The organism is Clostridium estertheticum, from assembly GCF_011065935.2.
GTDB lineage: Bacteria > Bacillota > Clostridia > Clostridiales > Clostridiaceae > Clostridium_AD > Clostridium_AD estertheticum_A.
Genome location: NZ_JAAMNH020000001.1, coordinates 4,620,009 through 4,646,605, shown reverse-complemented (window position 1 = coordinate 4,646,605; position 26,597 = coordinate 4,620,009). Strand labels below are relative to the sequence as shown.

Below are 26,597 nucleotides of genomic sequence, written 5' to 3'. Positions count from 1 at the left end.
GAGAATAATACTAATGAAGAGGGTGATTTTAAATGCGTATAGGTGTTATAAGTGATACACATAGAAATGCTAGCTGTATAGAGCAGCTAGCAGGGAAAATAAAGGAATTGGACGTGATGATTCACTTAGGCGATAATGTAGATGACATATTAACTATAGAGAAGTATTATAAGGGAAGAATAATTAATGTGAAAGGAAATTGTGATTTTTCTACAAGTACGCCTTATGATAGGGTGGAAGATATTTGCGGCAAAAGGATTTTCTTAACTCATGGACATAGATATAATGTCAAAGAGAGTTTGCTAAAATTAAGCTATAAGGCTACAGAAACAGGCGCTGACATAGTTTTATATGGGCACACTCATATTGGAAAAATAGATTTTGAAGAAGGAGTATGGTATATAAATCCTGGCAGTGCCTCGGAGCCTAGAGATGGAGCTCCAAGCTTTGCTATTATAGACATTTTGGGAGAATCCATACAACCTAATTTAATAAGATTTTAGTTTTTTTGCAAATAGTTTTTTTAATCTACACTTTAAAAATTACAGTTTTTTAATAGCGTTTAAATAGGTGTTAATACATAAAGAAAATACTTTGGTGAAATTTATTCAAATATTCAAGAGGAAAAGTTTAAAAAAGTATTGACGTATTAGTGTATATGGTGTAAAATAATCCATGTCGTCATAAAAAAACATTAAATTTGAAACCTTATGATGAATGAGTGAATTTAGCACATTTAACGGTTTTATAGTATATTAATGTATATCGGGGTGTAGCGCAGCTGGGAGCGCGCGTGGTTTGGGACCATGAGGTCGCAGGTTCAATCCCTGTCACCCCGACCATTAAACAATTAAACAATTAAACAATAATATTCGGCTATAATTTAATGGTAAAGTATTAAACAATTAAACAATAATATGCGGGTATAACTCAATGGTAGAGTGTTAGCCTTCCAAGCTAATTACGAGGGTTCGATTCCCTCTACCCGCTCCAAATATGCTTAGGCATATTAAATTATACAAGTGTCTTTAGCTCAGTTGGATAGAGCAACGCCCTTCTAAGGCGTGGGCCGGGGGTTCAAATCCCTTAAGACACACCATATGGTGGACGTAGTTCAGTTGGTAGAGCGCCAGATTGTGATTCTGGTTGTCGTGGGTTCGAGCCCCATCGTTCACCCCATTTATTTGTTGGGACGTCGCCAAGCGGTAAGGCACCACACTTTGACTGTGGCATTCGTAGGTTCAAATCCTGCCCTCCCAGCCAATATGGTTTACTAGCTCAGTTGGTAGAGCACATGACTTTTAATCATGGTGTCCGGGGTTCGATTCCCCGGTAAGCCACCAAAATAGTAATAATAATAAGCAGGTGTGGCGGAATGGCAGACGCACTAGACTTAGGATCTAGCGCTTTACGGCATGGGGGTTCAAGTCCCTTCACCTGCACCATTACTATTTATAAGTAAATGGCTATTAATTATTTATCATAAAGCAAAAATATGCGGGGGTGGCTCAGTGGTAGAGCGTCACCTTGCCAAGGTGAACGTCGCGAGTTCGAATCTCGTCTCCCGCTCCATATATGCTTAGTCATATAATAATTATACGTGTGTTTTTAGCTCAGTTGGATAGAGCAACGCCCTTCTAAGGCGTGGGCCGGGGGTTCGAATCCCTTAAGACACACCAAATATGCGTCACTAGCTCAGTTGGTAGAGCACCTGACTCTTAATCAGGGTGTCCAGGGTTCGATTCCCTGGTGTCGCACCATTTTTCAAATAATGCCGGGGTGTAGCGCAGCTGGGAGCGCGCGTGGTTTGGGACCATGAGGTCGCAGGTTCAATCCCTGTCACCCCGACCATTAAACAATTAAACAATAATATTCGGCTATAACTTAATGGTCAAGTATTAAACAATAATATGCGGGTATAACTCAATGGTAGAGTGTTAGCCTTCCAAGCTAATTACGAGGGTTCGATTCCCTCTACCCGCTCCAAATATGCTTAGGCATATATAATTATATGTGTGTTTTTAGCTCAGTTGGATAGAGCAACGCCCTTCTAAGGCGTGGGCCGGGGGTTCGAATCCCTTAAGACACACCATATGGTGGACGTAGTTCAGTTGGTAGAGCGCCAGATTGTGATTCTGGTTGTCGTGGGTTCGAGCCCCATCGTTCACCCCATTTATTTGTTGGGACGTCGCCAAGCGGTAAGGCACCACACTTTGACTGTGGCATTCGTAGGTTCAAATCCTGCCCTCCCAGCCAATATGGTTTACTAGCTCAGTTGGTAGAGCACATGACTTTTAATCATGGTGTCCGGGGTTCGATTCCCCGGTAAGCCACCAAAATAGTAATAATAATAAGCAGGTGTGGCGGAATGGCAGACGCACTAGACTTAGGATCTAGCGCTTTACGGCGTGGGGGTTCAAGTCCCTTCACCTGCACCATTACTATAAATTCATACTAGAAAAAACATGCGGGAGTGGCTCAGTGGTAGAGCGTCACCTTGCCAAGGTGAACGTCGCGAGTTCGAATCTCGTCTTCCGCTCCAAATACGCGGGTATAACTCAATGGTAGAGTGTTAGCCTTCCAAGCTAATTACGAGGGTTCGATTCCCTCTACCCGCTCCATTTTAAGTCTTTAGTATTTATACTAAAGACTTTTTAAAAATTAATTTTATTCTTGCGCCCATAGCTCAGTTGGATAGAGTTGCAGACTTCGAATCTGAAGGTCGTGGGTTCGACTCCCGCTGGGCGCACCATCAAAGCCTTACAAACACTAAGTTTGTAAGGCTTTTACTTTTGCCATAAAATTAGGTTTGCCCTCTTTTTTGCCCCTTATAAAATTCTATAAAAAATATGAGGACTATTTTGCCCCCATATAATTATATAAATCATTTAGTTTTGTAGCAGCCTTAACCTTCATGCTTTCCAGTACATGAGTATAGGTGTCTAACGTGATAGAAATATTACTATGACCTAAAAGAGTCTGTACTGTTTTGGGTTCTTCTTTTAACTCAAATAGGCGAGTAGCATAGGTATGCCTTCAGAAATCCAAACGTTTGGATTTACAATGTTATCCAAACCTAAATAAAATCCATACCTTTTTGATAAAAAGCTGATATTTCAGTTATTCCATCAAAAAAAGGTTTGGATTTTTTTTTATAGTGCATACTCTTCTTATCAAATAAAATAGGAGGGCATACAAATGAATCTACAAAACCTACGGGATAATTATCCCAAACTCATTTTCTACATGGAAGCCAACGGTTACTCAAAAACATATGTTGACAGGTTCAAACGGGAAATTGGAAAAATCCTGGCGTGGGTGTTTTTGCCCATCCCCCCGAAAAGGTATATTAGCATGTTAATATGAGGCAGTACCAGTATTCCAGCGTACTGAAAATAATATTTAATAATTTTAAACCATGAATGTTACATAATTTAAATATTAGTATTAATAAGGAACATTCATTTTTCAATTTTCATTTAAACTCTTGTAAAGCATTGATAAATCAGGAAAGTGAAAGTTACACAAGTACATTGTGTAACTTTCAGATGTTTTAAAAAGGTTAAAATAAATACCTTAAACGGGTATTCCATCCGCCTAATGTACCTTTTGGAGGGGATAGGCAAAAACACCCCTACTGGAAGGGCGGTGCAACTATTCCTCAGAATGCAAGACTGATGCATAGATTCTGTAATAGAACTAAATCAGGTAAATAAAGAGAAATTTGGAGATCGGGAACTAGAATATTCTTTGACAAACCAGTATAATTTGAATTAATATTGATGTTTGGAATAACTATGGTTTAAAGTAATATAAATAACACAACCGTAACACAACACGAGTAAAATAACACATAATTTAAAGTGAAAATATATGCAAGTAAAAATAAGAATATAGTAATATCTATAGTTATAAAAGATTTTAAAGAATTATATCTATTGTGTCGATAAATCTGAAGGTCGTGGGTTCGACTCCCGCTGGGCGCACCAGTAAAGCCTTACAAACACTACGTTTGTAAGGCTTTTACTTTTGACTCTTAATGCAATTTTATCGACTTTTCTATTCATCTTATTTAAGAATATATCATAAAACCCTGCACCATAGCCCACTCTACCTCCATGTCTGTCGAAATTGGCAAGTTCTATGGAATTATGTTGGTTTGAAGCATTCATTGGATTAATTCCAGGTGAAATTATAACCAAGGCTGGCAGTTATAAGTCTTCTAACATTTACAGGTATGCTCAAATTAACAAATACCCTCATAATTATTTGTCCCGCCAGCATAGGAGGATAGTCCTGATGCAAGCAATGCTATTCCAAAATGCGCCACTTCATAAAGACCCTAATAATGGTGTAACGATTTATACATGATTGTATTTGAAATTGCTGCAACAAGCTTTCAATAGATTAGAATTATTAGTATTAATGAAAAATTAAAGCTAAAAGAATTACTGCTTTGAAGTTGCACCAGTTAAATCCGCTACATTTTCTTTTGTAAAAAATCCATCAAACCCATTGTATCTGTAGATGTATTCATTTACTAAGAATGTATTTTTTGATGGGTAACTAAAGGTTTGCTTTAAACCTTCCTCAGGAGAACCTATTAATTCTATTAAAAAGTCCATTCCATTTTCCTTTAGCATTTCAAAAGTATATTCAATATGTTCCGTATGGAAAGCAAGATGATGCACTCTTGAACCATAATTATGCACAAATTTTTCAGTAGGGCCTGATTCTTCATTAGATACATAAGGCTTAATTCCAGAGGTGAATACCATAGCAAAATGACCATCTATAACTCTTGCCACTGATGTAATAGAATTCATGGATTTCACATATATTGCAAAATCAAAATTGTAATTAGTTAACTCCATAAGTTCGAGTATTGCTGCATCTCTATCCTTTGCCAATAATCTTGTAGCTGCATGGTCAAGAGCCTTAATGTTATTAATATAGTTGTCTGAAGGTTTTTTAAAATCTAAGCTTAATGAAGTAAATCCTTTATCTGAGTAATTGCATTCTATATTTTTCCATTCTATTAATCCATAGGAAAATCCTGTGAAACTAGACGGTATAGTTTGAATATAGTAATAATTATCAGTTTCAATTATGTTAGCAGTTAAAAAATTAACTCCTCTAGATTTTTGAATTTCATAATATTTCTTAACATCACTACATTTAAATACGAAAGCTTCTAGCCTTGTGTTTGGTAAATGCTTTGTGCTGGGATGAATATTAAAGGCTAGATAAGGATTTTCACCTTTTTTTCTAGCTTTTATTAAAAAGTCTGCGGAGCTTGTGGAGGTATTCTTTAATACGAATATTTTTTCATACTCATTTTCCATCGCAGCGTATAAATCATGGCCTGTATATGTTAAAAAATTCTTTAAAGCATCTTCTTGTGTGTGGAGTTCAGTATTTATAAGAACAAACTGGAGATCACCTACAATACCATGAAGCCCCAGCTTTACACGGATTTCTTTAGTTTTTTTAGCTTCAATTTTTAATAATTCATCATCATTTAAAAAATTTTGGTTTAATAAAAGCTTTTCTTTATGAGCTAAATGCATATTCCAAAAATTTGGTATAATCATATTTTTCATGTTGATACCCCCCTAAGTTAAACATTATTATTAATTGCATAACAGCATATCCAAGGTGTTGCCATTATATATACACAGGAATTACCCTAACCTTTTTTGGAATTTATATTCATCAAAACTAAATTAGCTGAAGGGAGAAATCCCATGCAAGTGGCAAATAAACAAATAACAATACACAAAGTAACCTTGTAACTAAACTACGCTTTGTATATTTATATTTAAATTGCAGTTTTTTAATGTTTAATTTATAAATTTCTTTTTCTAACCAAAATCCTGCATAAATCCTTTGATTTTATTTAAATCTATATTCTTTTGTTATACCATTGGAATGTATTAATTTTATTAAAACGTACACATGGCTGTAAAATATACACAAGTGCATATTCCTTATAATTTATTGATTCCTCCATTATGTGTTTAAGATGTTCGAGGAAATAAATAAGGTTTTGTAAAACCATTTATGTAAATAATATTTTGGCTAAATTATCGTTCTTAATGTTATTATATCGAATATATTAAATTGAAAGCAGGTGATTAAATGTTATTAACTAAAACAATATTAAACCTATTAAATGAGCAAATTTCTCATGAATTTAATAACCATACTATTTATCGCAACATACAAGCTTATTTCTCTGACTTAGACTTGGACGGCTGGGCATCATTTTTTGGTCTACAAGCTGAAGGAGAATACAGCCATTATAAACACATTATAAGTTACTTAGACTTTAAGAATGCTCCTTATGAGATAAATGTATTGCCCTATACAAATTATCAATTCAAAGATATTAAAGAAATACTTGATGAATATTACGCTACGGAGATAGTAACTACTACAAAACTTTATGCTATTGCAGAACAGGCAAAGGCAGACAATGATCATGGCACAATAGGTTGGTTATATACTATCCCTGTATCTGAGGGGGGCTTATCATTGATACACGAACAGATTGAAGAGGAAGATTCAGCATTAACGTTACAATCTGAGTTTATGCAGGGAGTTGGGAATAGTGATCAGTTGAATCAACAGTGGATACGAACCATAAATGAAAATCTAATTCATAGGTTGGCAAGATAAAAAAATGAAGGCATAAGAATAATCATTGTGCATTTAGATTTGAGGGTAGCTACACACCAGAAGGTTACCCCGCCACCATGTGATCATTAGGTAATAAATTAAGAGGAGATGTTTTCATGGATAAGTATGTTTGTTTAGTATGTAATTACGAGTATGATCCAGCGATAGGTGATCCAGATGGTGGTATAGCACCAGGTACTAAGTTTGACGATATCCCTGACGATTGGGTTTGTCCATTATGTGGAGTTTCAAAATCAGATTTTGCAAAGGTTCAATAACGGACTCATGTTACTAATAAAAATTAATATTGAAAAATAACACCTTATATAATAATATGGCAGCTATATCTAAGAAATTGCAAAAGGATATCGTTGCTTAAATAGTAAATGTTGAAGATACTTGAAATTTTTTTAGTACTGATGTCTTATTACGCATATAAAATACAACTTCATTCATATTGAATTAGCTTGTTAAATTGAGTCTATTATAAATTTAATAATCAATGTAAAAGTATGGAATAATAAGGAGTTTATAAATTTGGCTTTTTTTTATTTTCAGTACAGTATGGTGTCATTAGTTATTATATAAAAAGGATTGGAATTTAAATTATAGACTATTTTGATGATCTTATTTAGTTATTGATGACCCCAAGGAATTAAAGGATACTGATAATATAATATAATGTAATGTGATAACTTAGATTAAAAATTGAGAGTTATTTAAGCAAAGGTACCTTCCTGCGGTTTTCTAGATATTTATTGAATTGGGTTCAGGAGGTCACAAGCGCTAGTTGAGTCATAAATTATTTTGCCCCTTTTTTTGCCCCTTATAGGTTAAAATAAGTAGGGATTACCTAAACTTAGTTAAAAAGTAAAATGGCTATTTATAAGGGTTTGGAGGTTATATAAACTTAGTAAAAATGATTTCTTTCGAATCTGAAGGTCGTGGGTTCGACTCCCGCTGGGCGCACCATAATCAAGGCTTTCGTGAATTGACGAAGGCTTTTTTTATTGAAAATAACACAACCCAAAAGAAAGGATATAAAGTATTACAAAGAATAACATGTTATAGATAAATGTATTTTAAAAACTTAAAGTAATAATTAAAATCTATCCGAATAAAAAAACTTATTTTTGGCCATCATAATTTTACAGTTATCAATTAAATCTTTATAAGAAAGGTTGTGTTTTAGATGGGTTTTTTAAGTTGGATAGGCGGAATTGTAATATGTTTTTGGGTCTTAGGACTTATATTTAGTGTTGGTGGCATTATGATTCATTGGCTACTTTTGATAGCTGCAGTAGTTTTAATCGTAGACATGATTTTAGGAAAAAATAGAAAAAGAAATATTACAAAATAAATAAGAGCCGATTCTGGCTCTTATTTTTTCAGTTTTAAAGATAATAAAACTCCATTAAATTAATTTTTCTAATGTATCGAAATTAAACTTTTGATTAAAACTTCTAAAATAAAGCACTAAAAATATTGATGACTTTGACGATGTTTGGTATCTGTAAATTATCGTCTTGCACCAGAAGGTCCTTTTCCCGCTGGACTTAACGTATATAATGCTCTAATGTGTTCTTTTGTATAAATTAATAAAATTTACATAACATATGCATATAAAGGAAGGTGTTATTTATGAAAATAACTTTAACTCAAAAGGAAAGAATGTTACTAGAAGATCAAAAAAGTCACGAAGAACTCTGTATAGAAAAGTACACTAATTATGAGAAACAAGCTAAAGATAATCAATTAAAACAAATATGTAAAGCTAATGGGCAAGTAGAAAGAACTCACCTAGACAGTATTAACCAATTATTAAGTGGTAATATACCTGAAATGAATCAGCAACAGAATCAAACTCAAAATTCAACGCAAAATGTAAATAATAATACTGAAGTTAGTGGAGTTAATTTATCTGATAAGGATATTTGTACAGATTTACTAATGACAGAAAAATATGTTTCAGGTAGTTATGATACTACGATTTTTGAATTTAGAGATACTGGAGCTAGAGATGTACTCAATCACATACAAAAGGAAGAACAGAAACACGGAGAAGCTATATTTAAATATATGGAAAGTAAAGGATTGTATAACGTTCAATAAACTTTCCATTAACAAGGATAAGCATTTTTGGCCATTCTAATATTAAATGAAGATTTATTTAATAAATTGAGGAGGTTAGTATATATGGGGATTTTAAGTTGGATAGGTGGAATAATAGTATTCTTTTGGGTGTTAGGGCTTATATTTAGTATAGGCGGACTTATGATCCACTGGTTACTTGTAATTGCTGCAATAGCGTTCATCGTAGATATGATTTCAAGACGAAGAAGAGCATAGGAAACTACAGAGAGCTATCGGGCGTGATGCTCTTTTGTGCTGGTAATTTAATCCTTAAAAAAATGGAATCATTACTATTTCCTTTGCAGTTTTCAAGCGCAATCATGTAAATGAAAAACGCTAGTACTTTATATTTCAAAGTACTAGCGATTATATTTTATATAGATTAGTTTTTAATGTTCCCTTTTCCTATAGAGTAATACGCTTTAATATTAGTTTCTTTAATATTCTTCATGTCCAATATATTTCTTCCATCAATTATTACGGATTCCTTCATCAATTCAATTACCTTATTTAAATCGATATTGTAAAACTCGCTCCATTCTGTGCAGATTATTAATGCATCTGAATCTACTAAGCATTCATACATGTCATCACAATAAATTATATTTGGAAATATATTTTTTATTTCCTTTGTAACCATTGGATCATATGCTTTTATATTAACTTTATTCTTTAATAATTTTTCAATTATATATAGTGATGGTGCTTCTCTAATATCATCTGTATTTGGTTTAAATGTTAGCCCTAATATTGATATAGTTTTCCCACGGAGATCTTTATAATGTTCCCTTAATATTTTCACTGGCAAGACTCTCTGTTTTTCATTTACATCAACAGCAGTATTTACAATTTTAAGGTTACAGTGATTATTTTCAGATATTTTAACTAAAGCTTTTGTATCCTTTGGGAAGCAAGCTCCTCCATAACCAATACCTGCTTTTAAAAATAACGGTGAAATTCTCTTATCTAGACCTAAAGCATAGGCTATCACATCGATATCTGCTCCAACTTTATTACAAAGATTAGCTATTTCATTCATAAAGGAGATTTTAACAGACAAAAAAGCATTAGAGGTATATTTAATTAGCTCTGCTGTTTCAGGACTCGTAAACACCATTTTTATTTTAAATGGCTCATATAATTCTCTCATTAAGTCCTCAGCTTTTTGTGATTCACAGCCTAAAACTATTTTATCTCCATAAAAAAAGTCGTTTATAGCATTGCCTTCTCTTAAGAATTCTGGATTAGAGACCACATCAAAATATTCTTCTGGTATATGATTTTCTAGGAACTTGCTTTTTATATATTTCTGAGTACCTACTGGCACAGTACTTTTAGTTACTATTATTTTATATTTATCAATATATGGACAAATTAAACTTATTACTTCGTCTACTTGCTGAATGTCTACATCCCAATTTTTCTTTGTTGGAGTTCCAACTGCAATAAAAATTATATCCGAAGACCTAATTCCTAGTGGTATATCCTCAGTAAACTCAACACTATTTACATTTAAAGATTCTTTTAATAATTCATCTAATCCCTCTTCAAAGATAGTTGGCATACCATTTTTAAGCATTTTTAATTTTTTTAAATCTTTTTCTACACAAATCACTTTATTATCTTTTTTACCAAAGCATAATGCAGTTATAAGTCCTACATAACCAGCTCCAATAACGCATATATTCATAAAATTACATTCTCCTCTTCTTAGTATCACATTTTTCATCTATTACCTTAACTTGTTTATTAATTAAATTCATTTGTTAACTAAAATTTATGCTTATGTGATTATCTAGAGCCTATATAGTAACTACGTTACATATTAAGTTTAAATCTTTCTTACTATTCAATAGTAAGGATTAAACTCAAAATTATATATAAATATTATATGAATTAACTCTTAGTTTTGTGAAAGCAACACATGAATTTTGGTTTTAAAGCTGACTATAGAAGGGAAAAAAAATTTTGCGTGGAATATATTAAGTATAGGGTTTAAAATGTATTGATATAATTATTATAATTTCTATTTTAAAAGGGGCTGAATTCATGAAAAAACAATTGTTGGTAAACTTAGGTAATTTGCTATTATCTTTATCAGAAGTAACAGATTTAGCAAATCCTTTGATTGCGCAGCATCAGCATAGAACGGCATATATTGCGCTTGAATTAGCAAGGTTCGCAAATTTGGAGCCTGAAATTACTGAAAACATTTTTACAGCGGCATTATTACATGATATTGGCGCAATAACAGTGGAAGATAAAATAGCTGTTCATAATTTTCAAAAAATAAATGAAAATATTCATACCATAAGGGGAGAATTATTATTAGAACAAATACCATGGTTAAGAAAAATTTCAAAAATAGTAAGAAATCATCATAAAAATTGGAATGATTGGGAAGAAGACATAGAAAATACAGTAGTATTTTCCTCTCAAATCGTCTTGTTATCTGATTATGTGGAGAGATTAATAGATAAAAATAAATATATACTACATCAAAGTAAGGATATAGTAGAAATAATAAAAAGATTATCAGATACAGTTGTCAATAAAAAGATAGTAGCCTACTTTGTTGATTTATCCAAAAGAGAAGAATTTTGGTTAGATTTAACATCTCCGCGATTATATTCACTTCTACTAAACAATGGGCAATTTAAAAACATACAAATAGGAATGGAAGATGTATCATTAATATCGAATTTATATCGAGATTTAATAGATTTTAAGTCGAGATTTACTGCTACTCATACATCTGGTGTATCTGAATGTGCAGTAAGGTTATCTGAATTATTTGGACTTGCAGAGTTAGATGTAAAGTCAATGATGATAGCAGGAAATTTTCATGATATAGGTAAATTGGTAATACCAAACAGTATTCTTGAGAAGCCTGGCAAATTAACTGTGGATGAGTGTGCAATAATGAGATGCCATACATATCACACATTCAATACCTTAGATTCAATTGGTGGATTGCAGCGAATAGCTGAGTGGGCTGCCTATCATCATGAAAAACTAGATGGAAGTGGTTACCCATTTCATCTTAATAATGAGGAAATTGGAACTGGTTCTAGAATAATGACTGTTGCAGATATATTTACAGCAATATCCGAAGATAGACCTTATAGAAAAGGAATGGATAAAGATGAAATTTATAAGATTTTAAAAAGACAAACAGATGAAAAACTACTGGATAAACGAATTGTTGAGTTGCTATTTGACAAATATGATGATATAAATACACAGGTAAAAGTAAAACAATCAAAAGCATTAGATTTTTATGAAAAGCGATTTTTAACTATAGTTGATGTGAGTAAAGGTAAAGATTTTTAGAATTAGCTACACCAAAGTTAATTAATAATCACATATCAATTGATGTAAAAAATATTATAAATACTTAACTACGGATACTATGCCTTACTAAAAAATCCACCTAGAAATTATATTCTAGGTGGATATCCTGTTCTAGTGTGTACTTGACAAAGGGCACAATTTATTTTTTTTAGGCAGCGGAAGCCACATTGCCAGAGATAACTTTTGTGTAAGCTTTGTAAATATAACCTACTTTGCCATTGTAATTAATTTTATACCAATCACCAGTTTGTCCAATAACCTGAACTACTGTGCCATGTTTAATAACTCCAAGTTTCTTTGAAGATGCTGAAGCTGTTGCTCTGAAATTCAATCCACTTCCAGCTGTAGTCATAACAGATATTTTCTTAATAGGTGGAACTACATCAACTGGAGGAACAACTACAACAACTGGTGGTGCTATTACTTGAGTTACAGGTGTTGAATAAATTTTCCAATTGTTAGAGTTTGTTGGAGAAACTACTTTATTATCTTCAATATATTTAAGCATTAAACTTCTAACTTGTCCATCATCACCAAGTGCTTTTGCTGAGTCATAGGTAACTATAGAAGGATCTGTACTACTTAAACCAGCAGCAGCCATAAATCCGCCACCACCATTGTATCTGTAGTTGTTTATCGCAACTGTAAATACATCTGAATCCTTAACTAATTTTCCATTAACCTTTAGGTTCTTTATTCTGTTTCCAGATATCATTTTTTTAGTAACTGGATCTACTGTTCCTGCAGGTTGTGTTAAGTCAATGTCATAAGTGGCTCCGTACAATTGATCTAAGTTATAATCTGCTATATTTAATGTAGCATCTTTTACTATTGGATCTTTTGGATTTGTTATTTGTTTGTAGTATCTCTGCGTATATTCCATCCAATCCTTTACTTGTTTACCTGTCATTTTTACCCCATAAAGGAAGTTTTCATATACGTATACACCCATAATATCTTGTCTCTTAACATCACCTTGTGGTACTTGTGCTGTTAAACTTAGTGGAGCTGCTATTGAAAGCTGTGTTCCAGCATATTTCATCTGAACTTTATTTACAAGTTCCATTATTGATGAAGGCTCAGTTAATTGTTTTGCGCCTTCAAAGATAGCTGTGGATTTTCCTATTACAGTGTTTGTATATTCTAATGTTTTATCTTGATATGGTTTAGCTATTGCAACTATAGCTGGATCTTCAACAATGCTATTCATTGATACAGCACTTGTTCTTAAAGTCATTTTTCCAGCAGCATCAAAGTTCATATCAATTTGAGATATATTTTGACCGAACTTGCCTGGCTCAGTTACAATAACATTCTTGCCATCTGGGTTTACTAATGTCTTATTTACTACATTGTGTACATGTCCTGCAACTATTGCATCTATGCCAGATACCTTTGTAGCAATGGCATTAATTTGATTTTCTTCAGTAGTATCAGCTGCACTTTCAAGTCCGCTATGGGCAGTTACTATTACATAATCTGCTCCTTCAGCTTTTATGATTGGTACCCAATGCTTAGCTTCATCAACTAAGTCATTAAATTTTAATCCTGCATAGTTTGATGGATTTTCCCAACCAGGTACATTTTTAGTTGTTAATCCAAGAATTGCAACCTTCATTGTTTTTCCATTCATTGTAAATGATTTAACAATATATGGTTTAACATAGTTTGTACTACCTTTATAAATGTTAGCAGATAATACGTTGATATTGTTTTTATTAGCGTCGCTAATGATTCTATTTAAAGTTGTGAGGCCATAGTTAAATTCGTGATTTCCAAGTGTCCATGTATCATATTTCATTGCTCCCATAACCTTCATCATAGGATACTCTGTTTTTGTATCAAGCATATTATAGTAATAAACAAGAGGATTTCCTTGGATAGTATCCCCATTGTCAACTAACATAACGTTAGGATTTGCTGCTCTTACACCTGTAACATAAGTTGAGATTTTAGCAAGCCCTTGTCCTGTACTAGGTGCCTTTGAAGTACCATAGTCATAATTTAATATGCTTCCATGTAAATCGGAAGTTGCTATAACTGAAATAGTCTTTACTGAATTTTCAAGTCTTTTGTTTAGTACATATTTAATACCATTATTTGCTCTTACGTTAGCAAGTAATGCATCTCTAACAAGTACTCCTGTTTTTACCATAGTTTTGCTTACATTAACATCAGTGAATCCTGCAAAACCATCTCCACCAGTTAGTATAAAGTCTGGTCCAGCTAATTTAAGAGTTTCTGTATCACTTATTGCTGTGCCATCTTCTCTTGTTATATTAAATACTCTAGAACCAGTTGCGGCAGAAGATCCATAAGTAAACTTAATTCCTGATATCTGTATTCCTTTTCCGCCATCTTTTACAGCTTGTTCAAGAATAACTTTAAGTTGTGCCTTTGTAACTAAAACTGTATTTATTTCATTATCAAAAGGCATAAAATAAAATATGCTTCCAACTGTAATAGGGCCAGCTTTGATATCAGTTCTTAGCCCTCCGTTGTTTTGTATACCTATATCTGCTTTAGCGCTGGATCTAACTACATCTGAACTCCAATTACCAAGTATACTTTCACCATAAGGAGAACCAACTTGAGTTCTTGTTAAATCATTTGCAGCAGTTCCAATAACCTCAGAAAATGTAGATCCTGTCTCTGTGAGTGCTGCATCTACAATTGCCTTAACTTCTGGGTCTTGTGCTGGTGTACCAGCAACATAGCCTGCATCTGTAGGTTTTGAATTTGGGTTTCCTATTTTATATCCATTTACAGCAGTTGTATCTATTGCTTTATAATCTGCTGAAGCTGGAGGTGCAAAACTAACTTTTCCGTCTGCTTGCACTGTCATTTTTGCATCAATATAGCCTTTTCCAGCGGAATTAGCTATGTATATTGGTAAACCGTTAGCACCAGTTGCTGTAACTATACTATGTGAATGTCCACCAAATACTGCATTAACATTTGTTAATTTATTTGTTATATCATATATTTCACCTTTACCAGTATCTTTATAACTAGCATCATATATGTTTCCTGCATGTACTATAGCAACAATTACATCAGCAGTTTTTGCTGCTTTAATTTCAGCTGCACAAGCATTTATTTCAGTTGCAGAATCAGTAAAAATATAATTATCTGTATATGCTGGCATTATTATGTCTTTTGCTTCAGCGGTGATTGCGCCAATGAAGGCAATTTTAACGCCATCTTTAACTATTATCTTGTATGGTGAGAATTTTCTAGTACCCTTAGTTCCATCAACATTTTTATTGTATAGATTCGCTGCAACAATTGAATATTTAGCATCTTTCATAGTTGTGTTAACTATTGTATCCAATTGCCAATCAAATTCATGATTTCCAAGAGCAGTTACTTCCATACCAATATTGCTTAAAGCCTTTTGTACTGGTACTCCTCTAAGAACATTTGAGATTGGAGATCCTTGATATAGGTCTCCTCCACCAATTATAATTGTTTTGTCTGGATTTGTAGCTTTTGCATCTTTTAAGTTTTTTGCAAGAACACTACCAACTGGTAGAGGCAATGCATCAGAACTTAAAAGGGTTCCGTGAAAGTCAGTAATCTCAATAATGTCAAATACCTTGTCGCCTGTTGCTGCTTTTGCTGTCATTGTAAGAGTAGAAGAAAACAAAGTAACGGTCATTAAAAATGTGATAACTAGGGATGTCCATCTTTTTGCCTTGTTTGATCTAAATACCTTGAACAAAATACCACTCCCCTTTTAATAATTTTTTAAAGCCTAATGTAATACAAATTTCACAATATGTAAGCGATACCACATTGTAAAATAAAGTATATATATATAAGTATATTACATTGTTATAATATTGTAAATATCTATAATAATATATATTAATACAAATATTTCTTTTTAATAATATTAAAAAGAAATAGAATTAAACAGGGATTATAACTGTTTAATTCTATTTAATACAAAAACCACCTTAAATTGTATTTAAGGTGGTTTTTGTAGTTACATTAAAATTAAAAAGTATTAATCTAATTATCCCATAGTGTTTTCATGATATTATCATATTCATCTTCTACAGCGCTAGATAAAACTGAAAGGATATTAAAAACTAATTGTGAATCAAAATTGTTACTAAAGGGTATGCAGCATTTAGCATTTATTATATTATCTATCTCATAAAAAGATATGAATTTATAAGTACTATTAAGGTCATTTAAAAGCTTGTATAATTTTGCCTTTACAATATCATCATTGATAACATTAGCAATATCATATATGTACATATCAGCGTAGGCATCGTCATCCGTTATAGCAATTACAACTTTAACTTTTGCATCTTTAATAGCTTGTTCTTCAGGAATGGCAAAAGTTGTAAAACCTTCAATGTTGTTGTTAGTAACCATTGGTAAAGTATTTTTATTTATAAATTGTTGAAATAATTTTGCGTTTTCTCCCATGTTTATGCCCCCTCAAATTTTAATAATATGTTTTTTTACTTAATTATTAAATGAATTAATAATTAAGTTATTATCTCATAAAGCATCGTATAAGTAAATAAAACAAGGGTAACTGTTTTGCTTTTTTAGGTTGACAGAAATAAAAAAATATAGTACTATAAATAAAAGAATAAATAATAAATAACCTTTAATTTAGTCCGAGAGGCTGAGAAGGAAGTAGATGTTTTAAAGTGGTATTGCTACGCCTTCTCAAATAGAGATGGCGTTTTTTATTTATTTAGGAATTATGAACTAAATAACTTATTATTAAAAGTATTGTAGTACCTTTAAATTTAGTCCGGAGAGGCTGAGAAGGAGAGGATGTATATGTTAAAAGGAAGACACTTAATTGACCCAATGGATTTTACACTACTAGAGCTAGAGGAGATTTTTAACTACGCAGACGAAATAATAGAAAATCCTGAAAAGTTTTCACATATTTGCGATGGAAAAATTTTGGCAACGTTGTTTTATGAACCAAGTACAAGAACAAGATTGAGCTTTGAAGCGGCAATGTTAAGACTTGGAGGTCAAGTATTAGGTTTTTCTGAGGCAAAATCAAGTTCAGCAGCAAAAGGAGAAAGTGTAGCAGATACTATAAGAACAGTAGAATGTTATGCAGATATTGCAGCTATGAGGCATCCGAAAGAAGGAGCTCCGAAAGTTGCATCTATGAATTCAAAGATGCCAGTAATAAATGCAGGTGATGGCGGACATCAACATCCAACTCAAACATTAACAGATCTTTTAACCATACGAAATATTAAAGGAACATTATCAAATTTAACCATAGGAATTTGTGGAGATTTAAAGTTTGGTAGAACAGTTCACTCATTAATAAAAGCCATGTCAAGATATGAAAACATTAAATTCATTCTAATTTCACCAAATGAATTAACAATTCCTACGTATATTAAAACAGAAGTATTAGGAAAAAATAATATAGAGTTCCTTGAAGTTGAAAAATTAGAAGAGGTTATGGTCGATTTAGATATCTTATATATGACTAGAGTCCAAAGGGAAAGGTTTTTTAATGAGGAAGATTATATAAGACTTAAAGATAGCTATATACTAGATAAAGAGAAAATGAAAGAGGCTAAAAAAGATATGATAATTCTTCACCCACTGCCTAGAGTTAATGAAATAGCTGTAGAAATTGATACTGATCCAAGAGCTTGTTACTTTAGGCAAGCAAAATATGGCATGTATGCAAGAATGGCACTTATTGCTAAGCTTTTGGGGGTGGATAAATAATGGTAACAATAAATAGCATAAAAAGAGGAATAGTAATTGATCATATTAAAGCCGGTGTTGGAATAAAAATATTTAAATATCTAGGTTTAGATAATGCTGATTATACAGTGGCACTTATTATGAATGCAACTAGCAAGAAGCTTGGTCGCAAAGATATAATTAAGATTGAAAATGAAATTGATATAGATTTTGCAGTGCTAGGTTTTATAGATCCTAACATAACAATAAACATAATATCCGGAGAAGAAATTGAAAATAAAGTTAAACTTAAGTTGCCAGAGAAAATTGAGCATGTCATAAAATGCGATAATCCAAGATGTATAACATCTGTAGAACAAGAAATTTTGCATAGCTTTTACCTCGCAGATAGAGAAAAGGGCGAATACAGATGTATTTATTGTGATGAGATTAATAACCCTACAAGTAGATTATAATAAGTCTTAGGTGCATTGGAATAAATCACAGGTCAATATATTAATATATTGACCTGAACCACAATGTAGTGTGAAGGGAGGCATAATTATGGAGTTACTAATTAAAAATGTAAGAGTAGTAGATTGTTCACAGGATTTTATTGGTGATGTATATATATATAGTGGGATAATATATGAAATAGGAAAAAAACTAGAAAAAGACTGTGAGGTAATAGACGGAGAGGGATATATTTTAACCCCTTCATTTGTAGATCTTCACAGTCATTTTAGAGAACCGGGATATACCTATAAGGAAGACTTATTGTCTGGAAGTAAGGCGGCTCTGCGGGGTGGATATACTGCGGTAAACCTTATGGCTAATACAAAACCAGTATGTAGCTCAATGGACACAATAAATATGGTGTTGAAAAAAGCCAGAGAAATAAATCTGGTAGACATTCATCAATGTGCATCTATTACAGAAGAGCTACTAGGAGAATCTATAGATCATCTATTTGAGCTAACCGATGCAGTTAGATTTATATCTGATGATGGCAGAGGAGTTGCAAATAGTCGAGTAATGCTTGCTGCGATGGTTGCGGCTAGAGAAAAAAATCTAACAATAATATCTCATGCTGAAAATGAAGAATTAGTAGATGTAGATACTAGACTTGCTGAAAATCTAATGACGGTGAGAGACATAACCCTTGCGAAGTTTACGGGGTGCAAACTTCACTTAGCTCATGTTAGTACAAGAGAAGCTATGAATTATATTATAGAGGGTAAAAAGCAGGGTGCAAGAATAACCTGTGAAGTTACACCACATCACTTAGCATTAACTTCTGAAACCCAGTATAGAGTAAATCCACCACTAAGGAGCGCAGAGGATGTAAATATCTTAATCGAAGCAATAAAACAAGGCTTTGTGGATGTTATAGCCACAGACCACGCACCACATAGTATGGATGATAAAATGAAGGGTGCTCCTGGTATATCAGGACTCGAAACTTCTTTTCCAGTATGCTTCACTAAATTAGTTGGGGAGGGGCATATTACTTTAAACAAACTTTCGGAACTTATGTCAAAAAATCCAGCTAAACTTATGGAACTAAATAAGGGTGAAATTAAAATAGGTTTTGACGGAGACTTAGTGCTCTTAGATGTTAAAAATAAATATAATATTGATACTTCTGAGTTTTTATCTAAAGGAGTGAATTCGCCCTTTGAGGGAAAAGCAGTATTAGGCACCGTAATGTGTACCATTAAGGCAGGGAGAATAGTTTATAAAGCAAAGGACTTTAAACAAAGCTTGAATTTTAAATAAAAAATTAATTTTGAATAAAAAGTTAATTTGTAAATGAAATAGTTGATTTATAAATAAAATAGCAAAGGTGGAATAACTGTTGATTATAGATAAATTATTTAAAAGTGTAGAAAAAAAAGGACATGTTTGCATAGGACTTGATACAGCATTAGAATACTTACCGGTTGAATTTAAAAGTAAGTTTGTATATGAGGATTATGCCTTATATAGATTTAACCAGCACATAATTGATGCCACTTTTGATGTGGCAGCTTGTTATAAGGTGCAAATAGCATATTATGAAGCTCTTGGGCTCAAAGGTTTAAAAGTGTATAAAGATACATTGAATTATATAAGAAATAAAGGTGGCATTGTAATTGCAGATATCAAACGAGGAGATATTGCAAAAACTGCAGAAATGTATGCTAAAGCTCATTTTGAAGGGGATTTTGAAAGCGATTTTATAACTGTAAATCCATACATGGGAATGGATAGCATAGAACCTTATCTTCCTTATTTAAAAAATAAAGAAAAAGGATTATTTTCATTAGTAAGAACTTCCAATAGTGGAGCCGCGGATATTGAGTATATAGAGAATAAGGAAAATAAAAAGGTTTACGATATTGTGGGAGAAAAATTATTACACATTGGAAGTGAATTTATGGGCGAATGTGGATATAGCGCGTTAGGTGGAGTTGTTGGCTGTACACATATAGATGAAGGATTAAAGATGAGAAAAGATCTTCAAAAAATGTTTTTCCTTATTCCAGGTTATGGAGCACAAGGTGGCGCAGCTGATGATGTGGCCATATATTTAAAAAATGGAAATGGTGGGGTAGTAAATGCCTCTAGGAGTATTTTGCTTGCATATAAGAATAGCGAAAAGGGCGGTCTTCATTTTGAAGAAGCTGCTAGGGAAGAGGCTATAAAAATGAGAGATGCAATAAGAGCTGCGGCAAACAAATAAGATAATCCGCGATTTTTCAAGAAATACTGGAGGGGTTTAATTGATATGCTGCGTAGAAAAAACATATGAAAATGTTGAAATAAGTGAAGGCGTGTATATGCTTTCTATAAAGGGCAAGTTTAACGTAAAGCCAGGTCAATTCTTTATGTTAAAGACAGCTGGCCTGGAGCCCCTATTACCAAGACCTATAAGTGTTTACGATGTGGACGAAGATAAAATAAGCTTTTTATATGGAATAGTAGGTATAGGTACAAAACTTCTTAGTAAATTAAAGGAAAATGACGAGGTTCAGATAATGGGACCACTAGGAAATGGATTTGAGGTAGAAAAAATTAAAGGGAAAATTGCTGTAGTTTCTGGGGGAATTGGTATAGCACCACTTATCTATTTGATTAAAAAGCTCACTGGTTGTGAGATAGATTTGTATTCAGGGTTTAGGACTGTGGACTATTCTGTGGATACTGTGGAAAAATATGTAAATAAAGTTTACTTATCCACAGAAAGTGGACTAAAAGGGCATAAGGGATACGTAACAGATTTAATAAATCCACAAAAATATGAAACAGTTATATGCTGTGGACCGGAAATTATGATGAAAAAGGTTGTAAATTTATGCAATGATGCTAAAGTGCCTGTATATGTGTCAATGGAAACTCACATGGCCTGTGGAATAGGTGCATGTCTTGTATGTACTTGTAAAACGGTGGGTGGAAATAAAAGAACCTGCAAGGATGGTCCAGTTTTTCTTGGAAAGGATTTGATTTTTAATGACTAAAATAGAATTATGCGGTGTGAATTTAAAAAATCCTGTTATAGCTGCATCTGGAACTTTTGGATTTGGTGAAGAATATAAGCAATATTATGACATATCTAGATTGGGGGGCATATCCTCTAAAGGACTTACAATTAATGAAAAACAAGGTAATGATGGTATCCGTGTTTATGAAACCCGTGGTGGAATGCTAAATAGTGTAGGGCTTCAAAATCCAGGTGTTGAAAAATTTATAAATATAGAACTTCCAAAAATGCAGGAATATAACACAGCTATAATTGCAAATGTTGGAGGTGGCAATATAGAAGATTATATGGCCGCCATAGAAAGATTAAATAATGAGGCTATAGATATAGTTGAATTAAACATATCCTGTCCCAATGTAAAATGCGGAGGTATGGCTTTTGGAATTAATTCAAAGGTTGCCTATGAAGTAGTTCGGCAAGTGAAAAGTATTTGCAAAAAACCGCTTATGGTAAAACTTTCACCTAATGCAGAGGATATAGTAGATATGGCTTATAATTGTTGCGACGCTGGAGCAGATGCATTATCGCTGGTAAATACTTTTAAAGGTATGGCAGTGGATATAAATAAAAGAAAAGCAATCTTTAATAATATATATGCAGGTCTATCAGGACCAGCCATAAAACCTATGGCGCTTCGAATGGTTCATGAGGTATGCAGGGCTGTAAATATACCAGTTGTAGGAATGGGTGGTATAAGCAATGCCTACGATGCTATAGAATTTATAATGGTAGGGGCACAAGCAATTCAAGTTGGAACTGCCAATTTCATAAAACCTGATATTTGCATTGATATAATAGAAGGAATTGAAGCTTATATGACACGCGAAGGTATTAAAGATTTAAGTGAGATTAGAGGAATTATTTAATACAATTTGAAGTTAATTTTCGCAATGATTTACTAAAAAACAGGAGGCTATCTTATGAATATTAACGTTTTAGATATATTAAAAGAATCAGGGGCACTACTTGAGGGTCATTTTCTGTTATCCTCAGGAAGACACAGTAACAGATATTGCCAATGTGCAAAATTACTTCAATATCCAGACAAGGCTGAAAAAGTGCTTAGTGTAGTAGTGGAAAAACTTAAAGATATAGAGTTTGATGTGGTAGTAGGACCTGCTATGGGTGGAATAATAGTAGCTTATGAAGTAGGAAGACAAACAGGAAAGCCTGCCATATTTACTGAAAGAGTCAACGGCACCTTCGAACTTCGAAGGGGATTTGAAATTAAAAAGGGTCAGAAGGTTTTAATTACAGAGGATGTAGTAACTACTGGTAAATCTTCATTAGAAACAATAAAGGTGTTAAAGGAACTTGGTGCGGAGGTAGTTGGGATATGTTGTATTGTGGATAGAGGAAGTAGCACTATTGATTATCCTATCTACAGCTCTATAAAGCTAGAAATTGAAAGCTATGATGAGTCAGTTTGCCCACTTTGTAAAAGTGGAACAGCATATATAAAACCTGGTAGTAGAAATATAAAATAAATACATGATAAAAAAGATAGGAAATTGCTCCTGCGTTAGCATTCTCTAAGAAAAAAGAGATAATTAGCTCGCTAATAGTAAAACAAGAAAAGCAGAAGATTATATCAAATCGTCTGCTTTTCTTGTTTTATAGGAAACAGCTTGCGGAAAATAATGTGGATAATTTTTTTATTCTCTATTCTCTTAGATACAATTAGTGTATGCATAATAGTATGACTTTCTCCGGAGGTGACTTGCAATAAGAAGAGCAGAAACAATTGAGAATTCCTTAATGAATTTTCATGTTTCAATCTCTTATTGCAAGGTACTTGTTATGCTATTTGTGAATTTAACTTTTTATTAGTTTTTAGTAAATTATCTATTAACATTTGAAGTTCTTTAATTTTATCACTATCCATGGGCTCTACGCCTTTTAATTTATAAGGAATTGATAGAGCTTCATATTTACTTATTCCTAGAACATGATAGGGAAGAAGTTCGACTTTATCTACATTTGGAACTTCTTCACTAATAATTTTAGAGAGCTTAGTTATATGCTCCACAGAATCTGTGATGCCTGGTACAACAACATGCCTTACCCAAACCCTGGATTTTGATTTTCTTAAAGCTTCTAAGAATAAATTAATACCTTGTGAATCTTTACCAGTTAAACTAACATAACCAGTGCTTGAGGTGTGTTTTATATCTAAAAGCACTAAATCTATATATTCTAATATTTCAGCATAGTTACCATTGCCAAAACCAGAGGTATCTAAAGCAGTATGAATGCCGTTTAGTTTACACAATTTTAAACACTGCAGTAGGAAATCTGCTTGAATTAATGGGTCTCCACCAGAGAAAGTAACTCCGCCGCCAGAGCGATCAAAATAGGGTTTGAATCTAATAACCTTTTGAACAACTTCCTCAGCTGTCATTTCTATACCGCCACTGAGACCCCATGTATCTGGGTTATGGCAATAGGCACATCTCAATTTGCAGCCTTGAAAAAAAACCACTACTCTTATTCCAGGACCATCAACTAGTCCCATAGTTTCTATAGAATGTATTTTACCTTTTATCATATATATTCCTCCTCCGAACTGGTATAAAAAAATAATATGAAGACTAATCTTTATTCATTTCATATTGAAACAAAAATAAAAACATTTTTGCTTTAATATAAAATGAAATAATTAAGAATTAATAATTTTTTCATTTTATAATTGAGAAGCACTTATAAGAATAAGCACCTCTCATATTATATAAAATTTGAATTATGAATTATGAAACTATATCCTAATTATATTTTTTCATGGAAAGTTCTGCTAATAACCTCAAGCTGCTGTTCTTTTGATAATCTATTGAAATGAACGGCATATCCTGAAACTCTTATTGTTAATGTTGGATATTTGTCTGGATTCTCCATAGCATCAATTAAAACTTCTCTATTTAATACATTTACATTTAAATGGTGTGCACTTTGTGCAAAATAACCATCTAAAAGGAACACTAGATTATTTATTCTTGTAGCTTCATCTATTCCAAGTGCAGCTGGCACTATTGAAAAGGTATTTGAAACTCCGTCTTGGCAGTAATTTCTATAAGGAATTTTAGCAACTGAATTTAATGATGCGAGTGCCCCGTTTTCATCATGACCTTGAGTTGGGTTTGCTCCTGGAGCAAGTGCTATTCCTTGTTTTCTTCCATCAGGAGTTGAACCTGTTTTTTTACCGTAAACCACATTAGATGTGATAGTAAGTGCTGATAATGTATGTTCAGCGTTCTTATAAGCTGGATGAATCTTAAGGTCATCACTAAATTCCTTAATAAGCTCAACAGCTAAATCATCAACTCTATCATCATCATTTCCGTACTTAGGGAAATCACCTTCTATTTCAAAATCAACGGTTATGCCCTTTTCATTTCTTATTGGTTTTACCTTAGCAAATTTAATAGCACTTAAGGAGTCAGCTGCAACTGAAAGTCCTGCTACTCCAAATGCCATGAAGTATTTAAGATCAGTATCATGAAGAGCAAGTTGTCCTGCTTCATAAGCATACTTATCATGCATATAATGTATAGTGTTCATTGTATTTACATACATTTCAGCAACATAAGCTAAAACTTTTGAATACATTTTTTTTACTGTTTTGTAGTCAAGAATCTCATCGGTGATCTTTTCAATTCCAGGTACTACAAGCTTGCCTTTTAATTCATCGACTCCACCATTAAGTGCTAATAATAGTGATTTTGCAAGGTTAGCTCTTGCTCCAAAGAACTGCATTCTTTTACCAATTTCCATAGCAGATACACAACAAGCTATGCCATAATCATCTCCATAGATGGGTCTCATTATGTCATCATTTTCATATTGAACAGCATCAGTTTCAATGGACATTTTAGCACAATACTTTTTAAAGGTTTCTGGTAATTTTTCTGACCAAAGTACAGTCATATTTGGTTCTGGTGCTGATCCTAAATTAGTTAATGTATGAAGGAATCTAAAGGAATTCTTTGTTACCATTGGTTTGCCGTTAAGTGCTACGCCGCCGATTGATTCTGTTACCCAGTTTGGGTCTCCACCAAATAAATCATTGTACTCTGGAGTTCTAAGATGTCTTGCCATTCTAAGTTTAATTACGAACTGATCGATAATCTCTTGTGCACCATCTTCAGTTAGTACACCTGCTGCTAAATCTCTTTCAAAATAAATGTCTAGGAAAGTAGTAGTTCGTCCAAGTGACATTGCAGCGCCATTGTTTTCTTTTATTCCTGCAAGATATCCCATGTAAACTGCTTGTACAGCCTCGCAAGCACTGCTGGCAGGTTTTGAAATATCAATACCATATTTTGAAGCCATGCTCTTTATTTGATCAAGTGCTCTTATTTGCATGCTTATTTCTTCTCTATGTCTTATTAAGTCATCAGAGGCATGTCCTGTGAATTCATTTAAATCTTTTTTCTTCTGATCAATTAAGAAATCCAAACCGTAAAGAGCAATTCTTCTATAGTCTCCGATTACCCGTCCACGACCGTATGCATCGGGAAGTCCAGTTAGGAGGCCTACATTTCTTGCAACTTTTGTAGCGTCAGTGTATGCATCAAAAACTCCTTCGTTATGAGTTTTTCTATATTTAGGGAAGTATTCTTCTATGTCTTTGTTTAATTTGTAACCATAAGCTTCTAGTGATTGTTCTACCATTCTAAAACCGCCAAATGGATTTACTATTCTTTTTAATGGAGCATCTGTTTGTAATCCGACAATTATTTCATTTTCTTTATCTATATATCCAGGGGCAAAATTATCTATTCCAGAAATTTCATTAGTTTCTACATCTATAATACCTTTTTTAATTTCTTCTATAATAAGTGAATTAGCTTTATCCCATACTTTACTAGTCTTAGTAGTTTTTCCTACTAGAAAACTATCGTCACCTTCATATAAGGTGTAATTTTTATGAATAAAGTCTTTTACATCAATCCCATCTTTCCATTGTTCGCCTTTAAAACCGTTCCATTGTTTAAACATTTTTCTTCCTCCTTGTAATACATTTAATTTTACATAGCATAAAATTAAATGGGTGAAATATATTGATGATAACAATTCTTTAACAATAGAAATTGTTATAAAAATTATGCAATATTTTATTATTTTTGTTAATGCTTAAAAAGTATAAATTACAATAGATTCATAAAAAAAATAGTCTATTGAGATATTTAAAATTTAATCTGTCAACATAATA

The 26,597-nt window shown here is 32.8% G+C and carries 21 protein-coding genes, 20 tRNA genes and 3 pseudogenes; 34 read left to right on the top strand and 10 right to left on the bottom strand.

Annotated elements, in window-relative coordinates:
• Window positions 1-32 precede the first annotated feature (32 nt).
• From G9F72_RS22165 to G9F72_RS22065, 21 genes are all read left to right on the top strand, one after another.
• Window positions 33-503, top strand: coding sequence for a metallophosphoesterase (locus G9F72_RS22165; protein WP_164958998.1), 471 nt, complete (start codon window positions 33-35; stop codon window positions 501-503).
• 263 nt (window positions 504-766) lie between these two features.
• A tRNA-Pro gene (locus tag G9F72_RS22160) sits at window positions 767-842 on the top strand.
• A 77-nt stretch (window positions 843-919) separates the two neighbouring features.
• Window positions 920-993: transfer RNA gene (locus G9F72_RS22155), tRNA-Gly, on the top strand.
• Window positions 994-1,022: 29 nt separating this feature from the next.
• A tRNA-Arg gene (locus G9F72_RS22150) sits at window positions 1,023-1,099 on the top strand.
• Between the two features lie 4 nt (window positions 1,100-1,103).
• Window positions 1,104-1,179: transfer RNA gene (locus tag G9F72_RS22145), tRNA-His, on the top strand.
• Window positions 1,180-1,188: 9 nt separating this feature from the next.
• A tRNA-Gln gene (locus G9F72_RS22140) sits at window positions 1,189-1,263 on the top strand.
• Window positions 1,264-1,267: 4 nt separating this feature from the next.
• A tRNA-Lys gene (locus G9F72_RS22135) sits at window positions 1,268-1,343 on the top strand.
• Between the two features lie 18 nt (window positions 1,344-1,361).
• A tRNA-Leu gene (locus G9F72_RS22130) sits at window positions 1,362-1,445 on the top strand.
• A gap of 52 nt (window positions 1,446-1,497) precedes the next feature.
• Window positions 1,498-1,572 (top strand) — tRNA-Gly (locus G9F72_RS22125).
• A gap of 30 nt (window positions 1,573-1,602) precedes the next feature.
• Window positions 1,603-1,679 (top strand) — tRNA-Arg (locus G9F72_RS22120).
• Between the two features lie 5 nt (window positions 1,680-1,684).
• Window positions 1,685-1,760: transfer RNA gene (locus G9F72_RS22115), tRNA-Lys, on the top strand.
• A 15-nt stretch (window positions 1,761-1,775) separates the two neighbouring features.
• Window positions 1,776-1,851: transfer RNA gene (locus tag G9F72_RS22110), tRNA-Pro, on the top strand.
• Between the two features lie 61 nt (window positions 1,852-1,912).
• Window positions 1,913-1,986 (top strand) — tRNA-Gly (locus G9F72_RS22105).
• 29 nt (window positions 1,987-2,015) lie between these two features.
• Window positions 2,016-2,092 (top strand) — tRNA-Arg (locus G9F72_RS22100).
• A gap of 4 nt (window positions 2,093-2,096) precedes the next feature.
• Window positions 2,097-2,172: transfer RNA gene (locus G9F72_RS22095), tRNA-His, on the top strand.
• Window positions 2,173-2,181: 9 nt separating this feature from the next.
• Window positions 2,182-2,256: transfer RNA gene (locus G9F72_RS22090), tRNA-Gln, on the top strand.
• Between the two features lie 4 nt (window positions 2,257-2,260).
• Window positions 2,261-2,336 (top strand) — tRNA-Lys (locus tag G9F72_RS22085).
• 18 nt (window positions 2,337-2,354) lie between these two features.
• A tRNA-Leu gene (locus tag G9F72_RS22080) sits at window positions 2,355-2,438 on the top strand.
• A gap of 29 nt (window positions 2,439-2,467) precedes the next feature.
• Window positions 2,468-2,542: transfer RNA gene (locus G9F72_RS22075), tRNA-Gly, on the top strand.
• A gap of 5 nt (window positions 2,543-2,547) precedes the next feature.
• A tRNA-Gly gene (locus tag G9F72_RS22070) sits at window positions 2,548-2,621 on the top strand.
• A 54-nt stretch (window positions 2,622-2,675) separates the two neighbouring features.
• Window positions 2,676-2,752: transfer RNA gene (locus tag G9F72_RS22065), tRNA-Arg, on the top strand.
• Between the two features lie 104 nt (window positions 2,753-2,856).
• Here the strand turns inward: G9F72_RS22065 and G9F72_RS22060 are convergent.
• From G9F72_RS22060 to G9F72_RS22040, 5 genes and pseudogenes are all read right to left on the bottom strand, one after another.
• A pseudogene (locus G9F72_RS22060) lies at window positions 2,857-3,036 on the bottom strand (tyrosine-type recombinase/integrase); the annotation flags it as partial.
• 899 nt (window positions 3,037-3,935) lie between these two features.
• Complete coding sequence (locus G9F72_RS22055; protein WP_164958309.1) at window positions 3,936-4,172, bottom strand: 5-formyltetrahydrofolate cyclo-ligase; 237 nt, start codon at window positions 4,170-4,172, stop codon at window positions 3,936-3,938.
• A pseudogene (locus G9F72_RS22050) lies at window positions 4,164-4,324 on the bottom strand (divalent metal cation transporter); the annotation flags it as partial. The gene G9F72_RS22055 and the pseudogene G9F72_RS22050, both read right to left, overlap by 9 nt.
• 124 nt (window positions 4,325-4,448) lie before the next feature.
• The gene (locus tag G9F72_RS22045; protein ID WP_202054869.1) at window positions 4,449-5,603 is read right to left on the bottom strand and encodes a hypothetical protein; all 1,155 of its coding nucleotides are present in this window, start codon (window positions 5,601-5,603) and stop codon (window positions 4,449-4,451) included.
• 305 nt (window positions 5,604-5,908) lie between these two features.
• Window positions 5,909-6,031 (bottom strand): annotated as a pseudogene (locus tag G9F72_RS22040) (2-oxoacid ferredoxin oxidoreductase); the annotation flags it as partial.
• A gap of 110 nt (window positions 6,032-6,141) precedes the next feature.
• Between G9F72_RS22040 and G9F72_RS22035 the strand changes: the two are divergent.
• From G9F72_RS22035 to G9F72_RS22010, 5 genes are all read left to right on the top strand, one after another.
• The gene (locus tag G9F72_RS22035) at window positions 6,142-6,681 is read left to right on the top strand and encodes a ferritin-like domain-containing protein (protein WP_164958175.1); all 540 of its coding nucleotides are present in this window, start codon (window positions 6,142-6,144) and stop codon (window positions 6,679-6,681) included.
• A gap of 116 nt (window positions 6,682-6,797) precedes the next feature.
• Complete coding sequence (rd, locus tag G9F72_RS22030) at window positions 6,798-6,959, top strand: rubredoxin (protein ID WP_164958176.1); 162 nt, start codon at window positions 6,798-6,800, stop codon at window positions 6,957-6,959.
• 914 nt (window positions 6,960-7,873) lie between these two features.
• Window positions 7,874-8,041 (top strand): DUF5670 family protein, encoded by a 168-nt coding sequence (locus G9F72_RS22025; protein WP_164958177.1) that lies wholly within the window; start codon window positions 7,874-7,876, stop codon window positions 8,039-8,041.
• Between the two features lie 281 nt (window positions 8,042-8,322).
• Window positions 8,323-8,793 carry a spore coat protein gene (locus tag G9F72_RS22015; protein WP_164958178.1) on the top strand — a complete coding sequence of 157 codons (471 nt, stop codon included), beginning with the start codon at window positions 8,323-8,325 and terminating at the stop codon, window positions 8,791-8,793.
• Window positions 8,794-8,877: 84 nt separating this feature from the next.
• Entirely contained in the window at window positions 8,878-9,030 is a 153-nt protein-coding gene (locus G9F72_RS22010) for a lmo0937 family membrane protein (RefSeq protein WP_164958179.1), read from the top strand.
• A gap of 166 nt (window positions 9,031-9,196) precedes the next feature.
• On the opposite strand, the gene G9F72_RS22005 is transcribed toward G9F72_RS22010, so the two are convergent.
• On the bottom strand, window positions 9,197-10,504 hold the full coding sequence (locus G9F72_RS22005) for a UDP-glucose dehydrogenase family protein (protein ID WP_164958180.1): 1,308 nt from the start codon (window positions 10,502-10,504) through the stop codon (window positions 9,197-9,199).
• 359 nt (window positions 10,505-10,863) lie between these two features.
• Between G9F72_RS22005 and G9F72_RS22000 the strand changes: the two genes are divergently transcribed.
• Window positions 10,864-12,147, top strand: coding sequence for an HD-GYP domain-containing protein (locus G9F72_RS22000; protein WP_164958181.1), 1,284 nt, complete (start codon window positions 10,864-10,866; stop codon window positions 12,145-12,147).
• 169 nt (window positions 12,148-12,316) lie between these two features.
• Here G9F72_RS22000 and G9F72_RS21995 read toward each other — a convergent pair whose 3' ends face one another.
• The gene (locus G9F72_RS21995; protein ID WP_164958311.1) at window positions 12,317-15,829 is read right to left on the bottom strand and encodes a 5'-nucleotidase C-terminal domain-containing protein; all 3,513 of its coding nucleotides are present in this window, start codon (window positions 15,827-15,829) and stop codon (window positions 12,317-12,319) included.
• Between the two features lie 356 nt (window positions 15,830-16,185).
• Window positions 16,186-16,614 (bottom strand): hypothetical protein, encoded by a 429-nt coding sequence (locus tag G9F72_RS21990; RefSeq protein WP_164958182.1) that lies wholly within the window; start codon window positions 16,612-16,614, stop codon window positions 16,186-16,188.
• A 366-nt stretch (window positions 16,615-16,980) separates the two neighbouring features.
• On the opposite strand from G9F72_RS21990, the gene pyrB reads away from it, so the two are divergent.
• The 7 genes from pyrB to pyrE all read left to right on the top strand — a co-directional run bounded on the left by pyrB (window position 16,981) and on the right by pyrE (window position 22,875).
• Window positions 16,981-17,907, top strand: a complete 927-nt coding sequence (pyrB, locus tag G9F72_RS21985) for an aspartate carbamoyltransferase (protein WP_164958183.1) — start codon at window positions 16,981-16,983, stop codon at window positions 17,905-17,907.
• A complete protein-coding gene (locus tag G9F72_RS21980) occupies window positions 17,907-18,341 on the top strand; it encodes an aspartate carbamoyltransferase regulatory subunit (protein WP_164958184.1) in 435 nt (144 codons plus the stop codon). Before pyrB ends, G9F72_RS21980 begins: the two co-directional genes overlap by 1 nt.
• Before the next feature lie 88 nt (window positions 18,342-18,429).
• Window positions 18,430-19,644: a dihydroorotase gene (locus G9F72_RS21975; RefSeq protein WP_164958185.1), complete on the top strand. Its 1,215-nt coding sequence runs from the start codon at window positions 18,430-18,432 to the stop codon at window positions 19,642-19,644.
• 79 nt (window positions 19,645-19,723) lie between these two features.
• Window positions 19,724-20,590 carry an orotidine-5'-phosphate decarboxylase gene (pyrF, locus tag G9F72_RS21970; RefSeq protein WP_164958186.1) on the top strand — a complete coding sequence of 289 codons (867 nt, stop codon included), beginning with the start codon at window positions 19,724-19,726 and terminating at the stop codon, window positions 20,588-20,590.
• Window positions 20,591-20,687: 97 nt separating this feature from the next.
• Window positions 20,688-21,365, top strand: a complete 678-nt coding sequence (locus G9F72_RS21965) for a dihydroorotate dehydrogenase electron transfer subunit (RefSeq protein WP_263487195.1) — start codon at window positions 20,688-20,690, stop codon at window positions 21,363-21,365.
• Window positions 21,358-22,254 (top strand): dihydroorotate dehydrogenase, encoded by an 897-nt coding sequence (locus tag G9F72_RS21960; RefSeq protein ID WP_164958188.1) that lies wholly within the window; start codon window positions 21,358-21,360, stop codon window positions 22,252-22,254. The genes G9F72_RS21965 and G9F72_RS21960 overlap by 8 nt, the downstream gene beginning before the upstream one ends.
• A gap of 54 nt (window positions 22,255-22,308) precedes the next feature.
• Window positions 22,309-22,875 carry an orotate phosphoribosyltransferase gene (gene pyrE / locus G9F72_RS21955; RefSeq protein WP_164958189.1) on the top strand — a complete coding sequence of 189 codons (567 nt, stop codon included), beginning with the start codon at window positions 22,309-22,311 and terminating at the stop codon, window positions 22,873-22,875.
• A 311-nt stretch (window positions 22,876-23,186) separates the two neighbouring features.
• Here pyrE and pflA read toward each other — a convergent pair whose 3' ends face one another.
• Together pflA and pflB are read right to left on the bottom strand one after the other, a co-directional pair.
• Window positions 23,187-23,936, bottom strand: coding sequence for a pyruvate formate-lyase-activating protein (pflA, locus tag G9F72_RS21950; protein ID WP_164958190.1), 750 nt, complete (start codon window positions 23,934-23,936; stop codon window positions 23,187-23,189).
• Between the two features lie 218 nt (window positions 23,937-24,154).
• Window positions 24,155-26,383, bottom strand: a complete 2,229-nt coding sequence (gene pflB, locus G9F72_RS21945; RefSeq protein ID WP_164958191.1) for a formate C-acetyltransferase — start codon at window positions 26,381-26,383, stop codon at window positions 24,155-24,157.
• Between the last annotated feature and the right edge of the window lie 214 nt (window positions 26,384-26,597).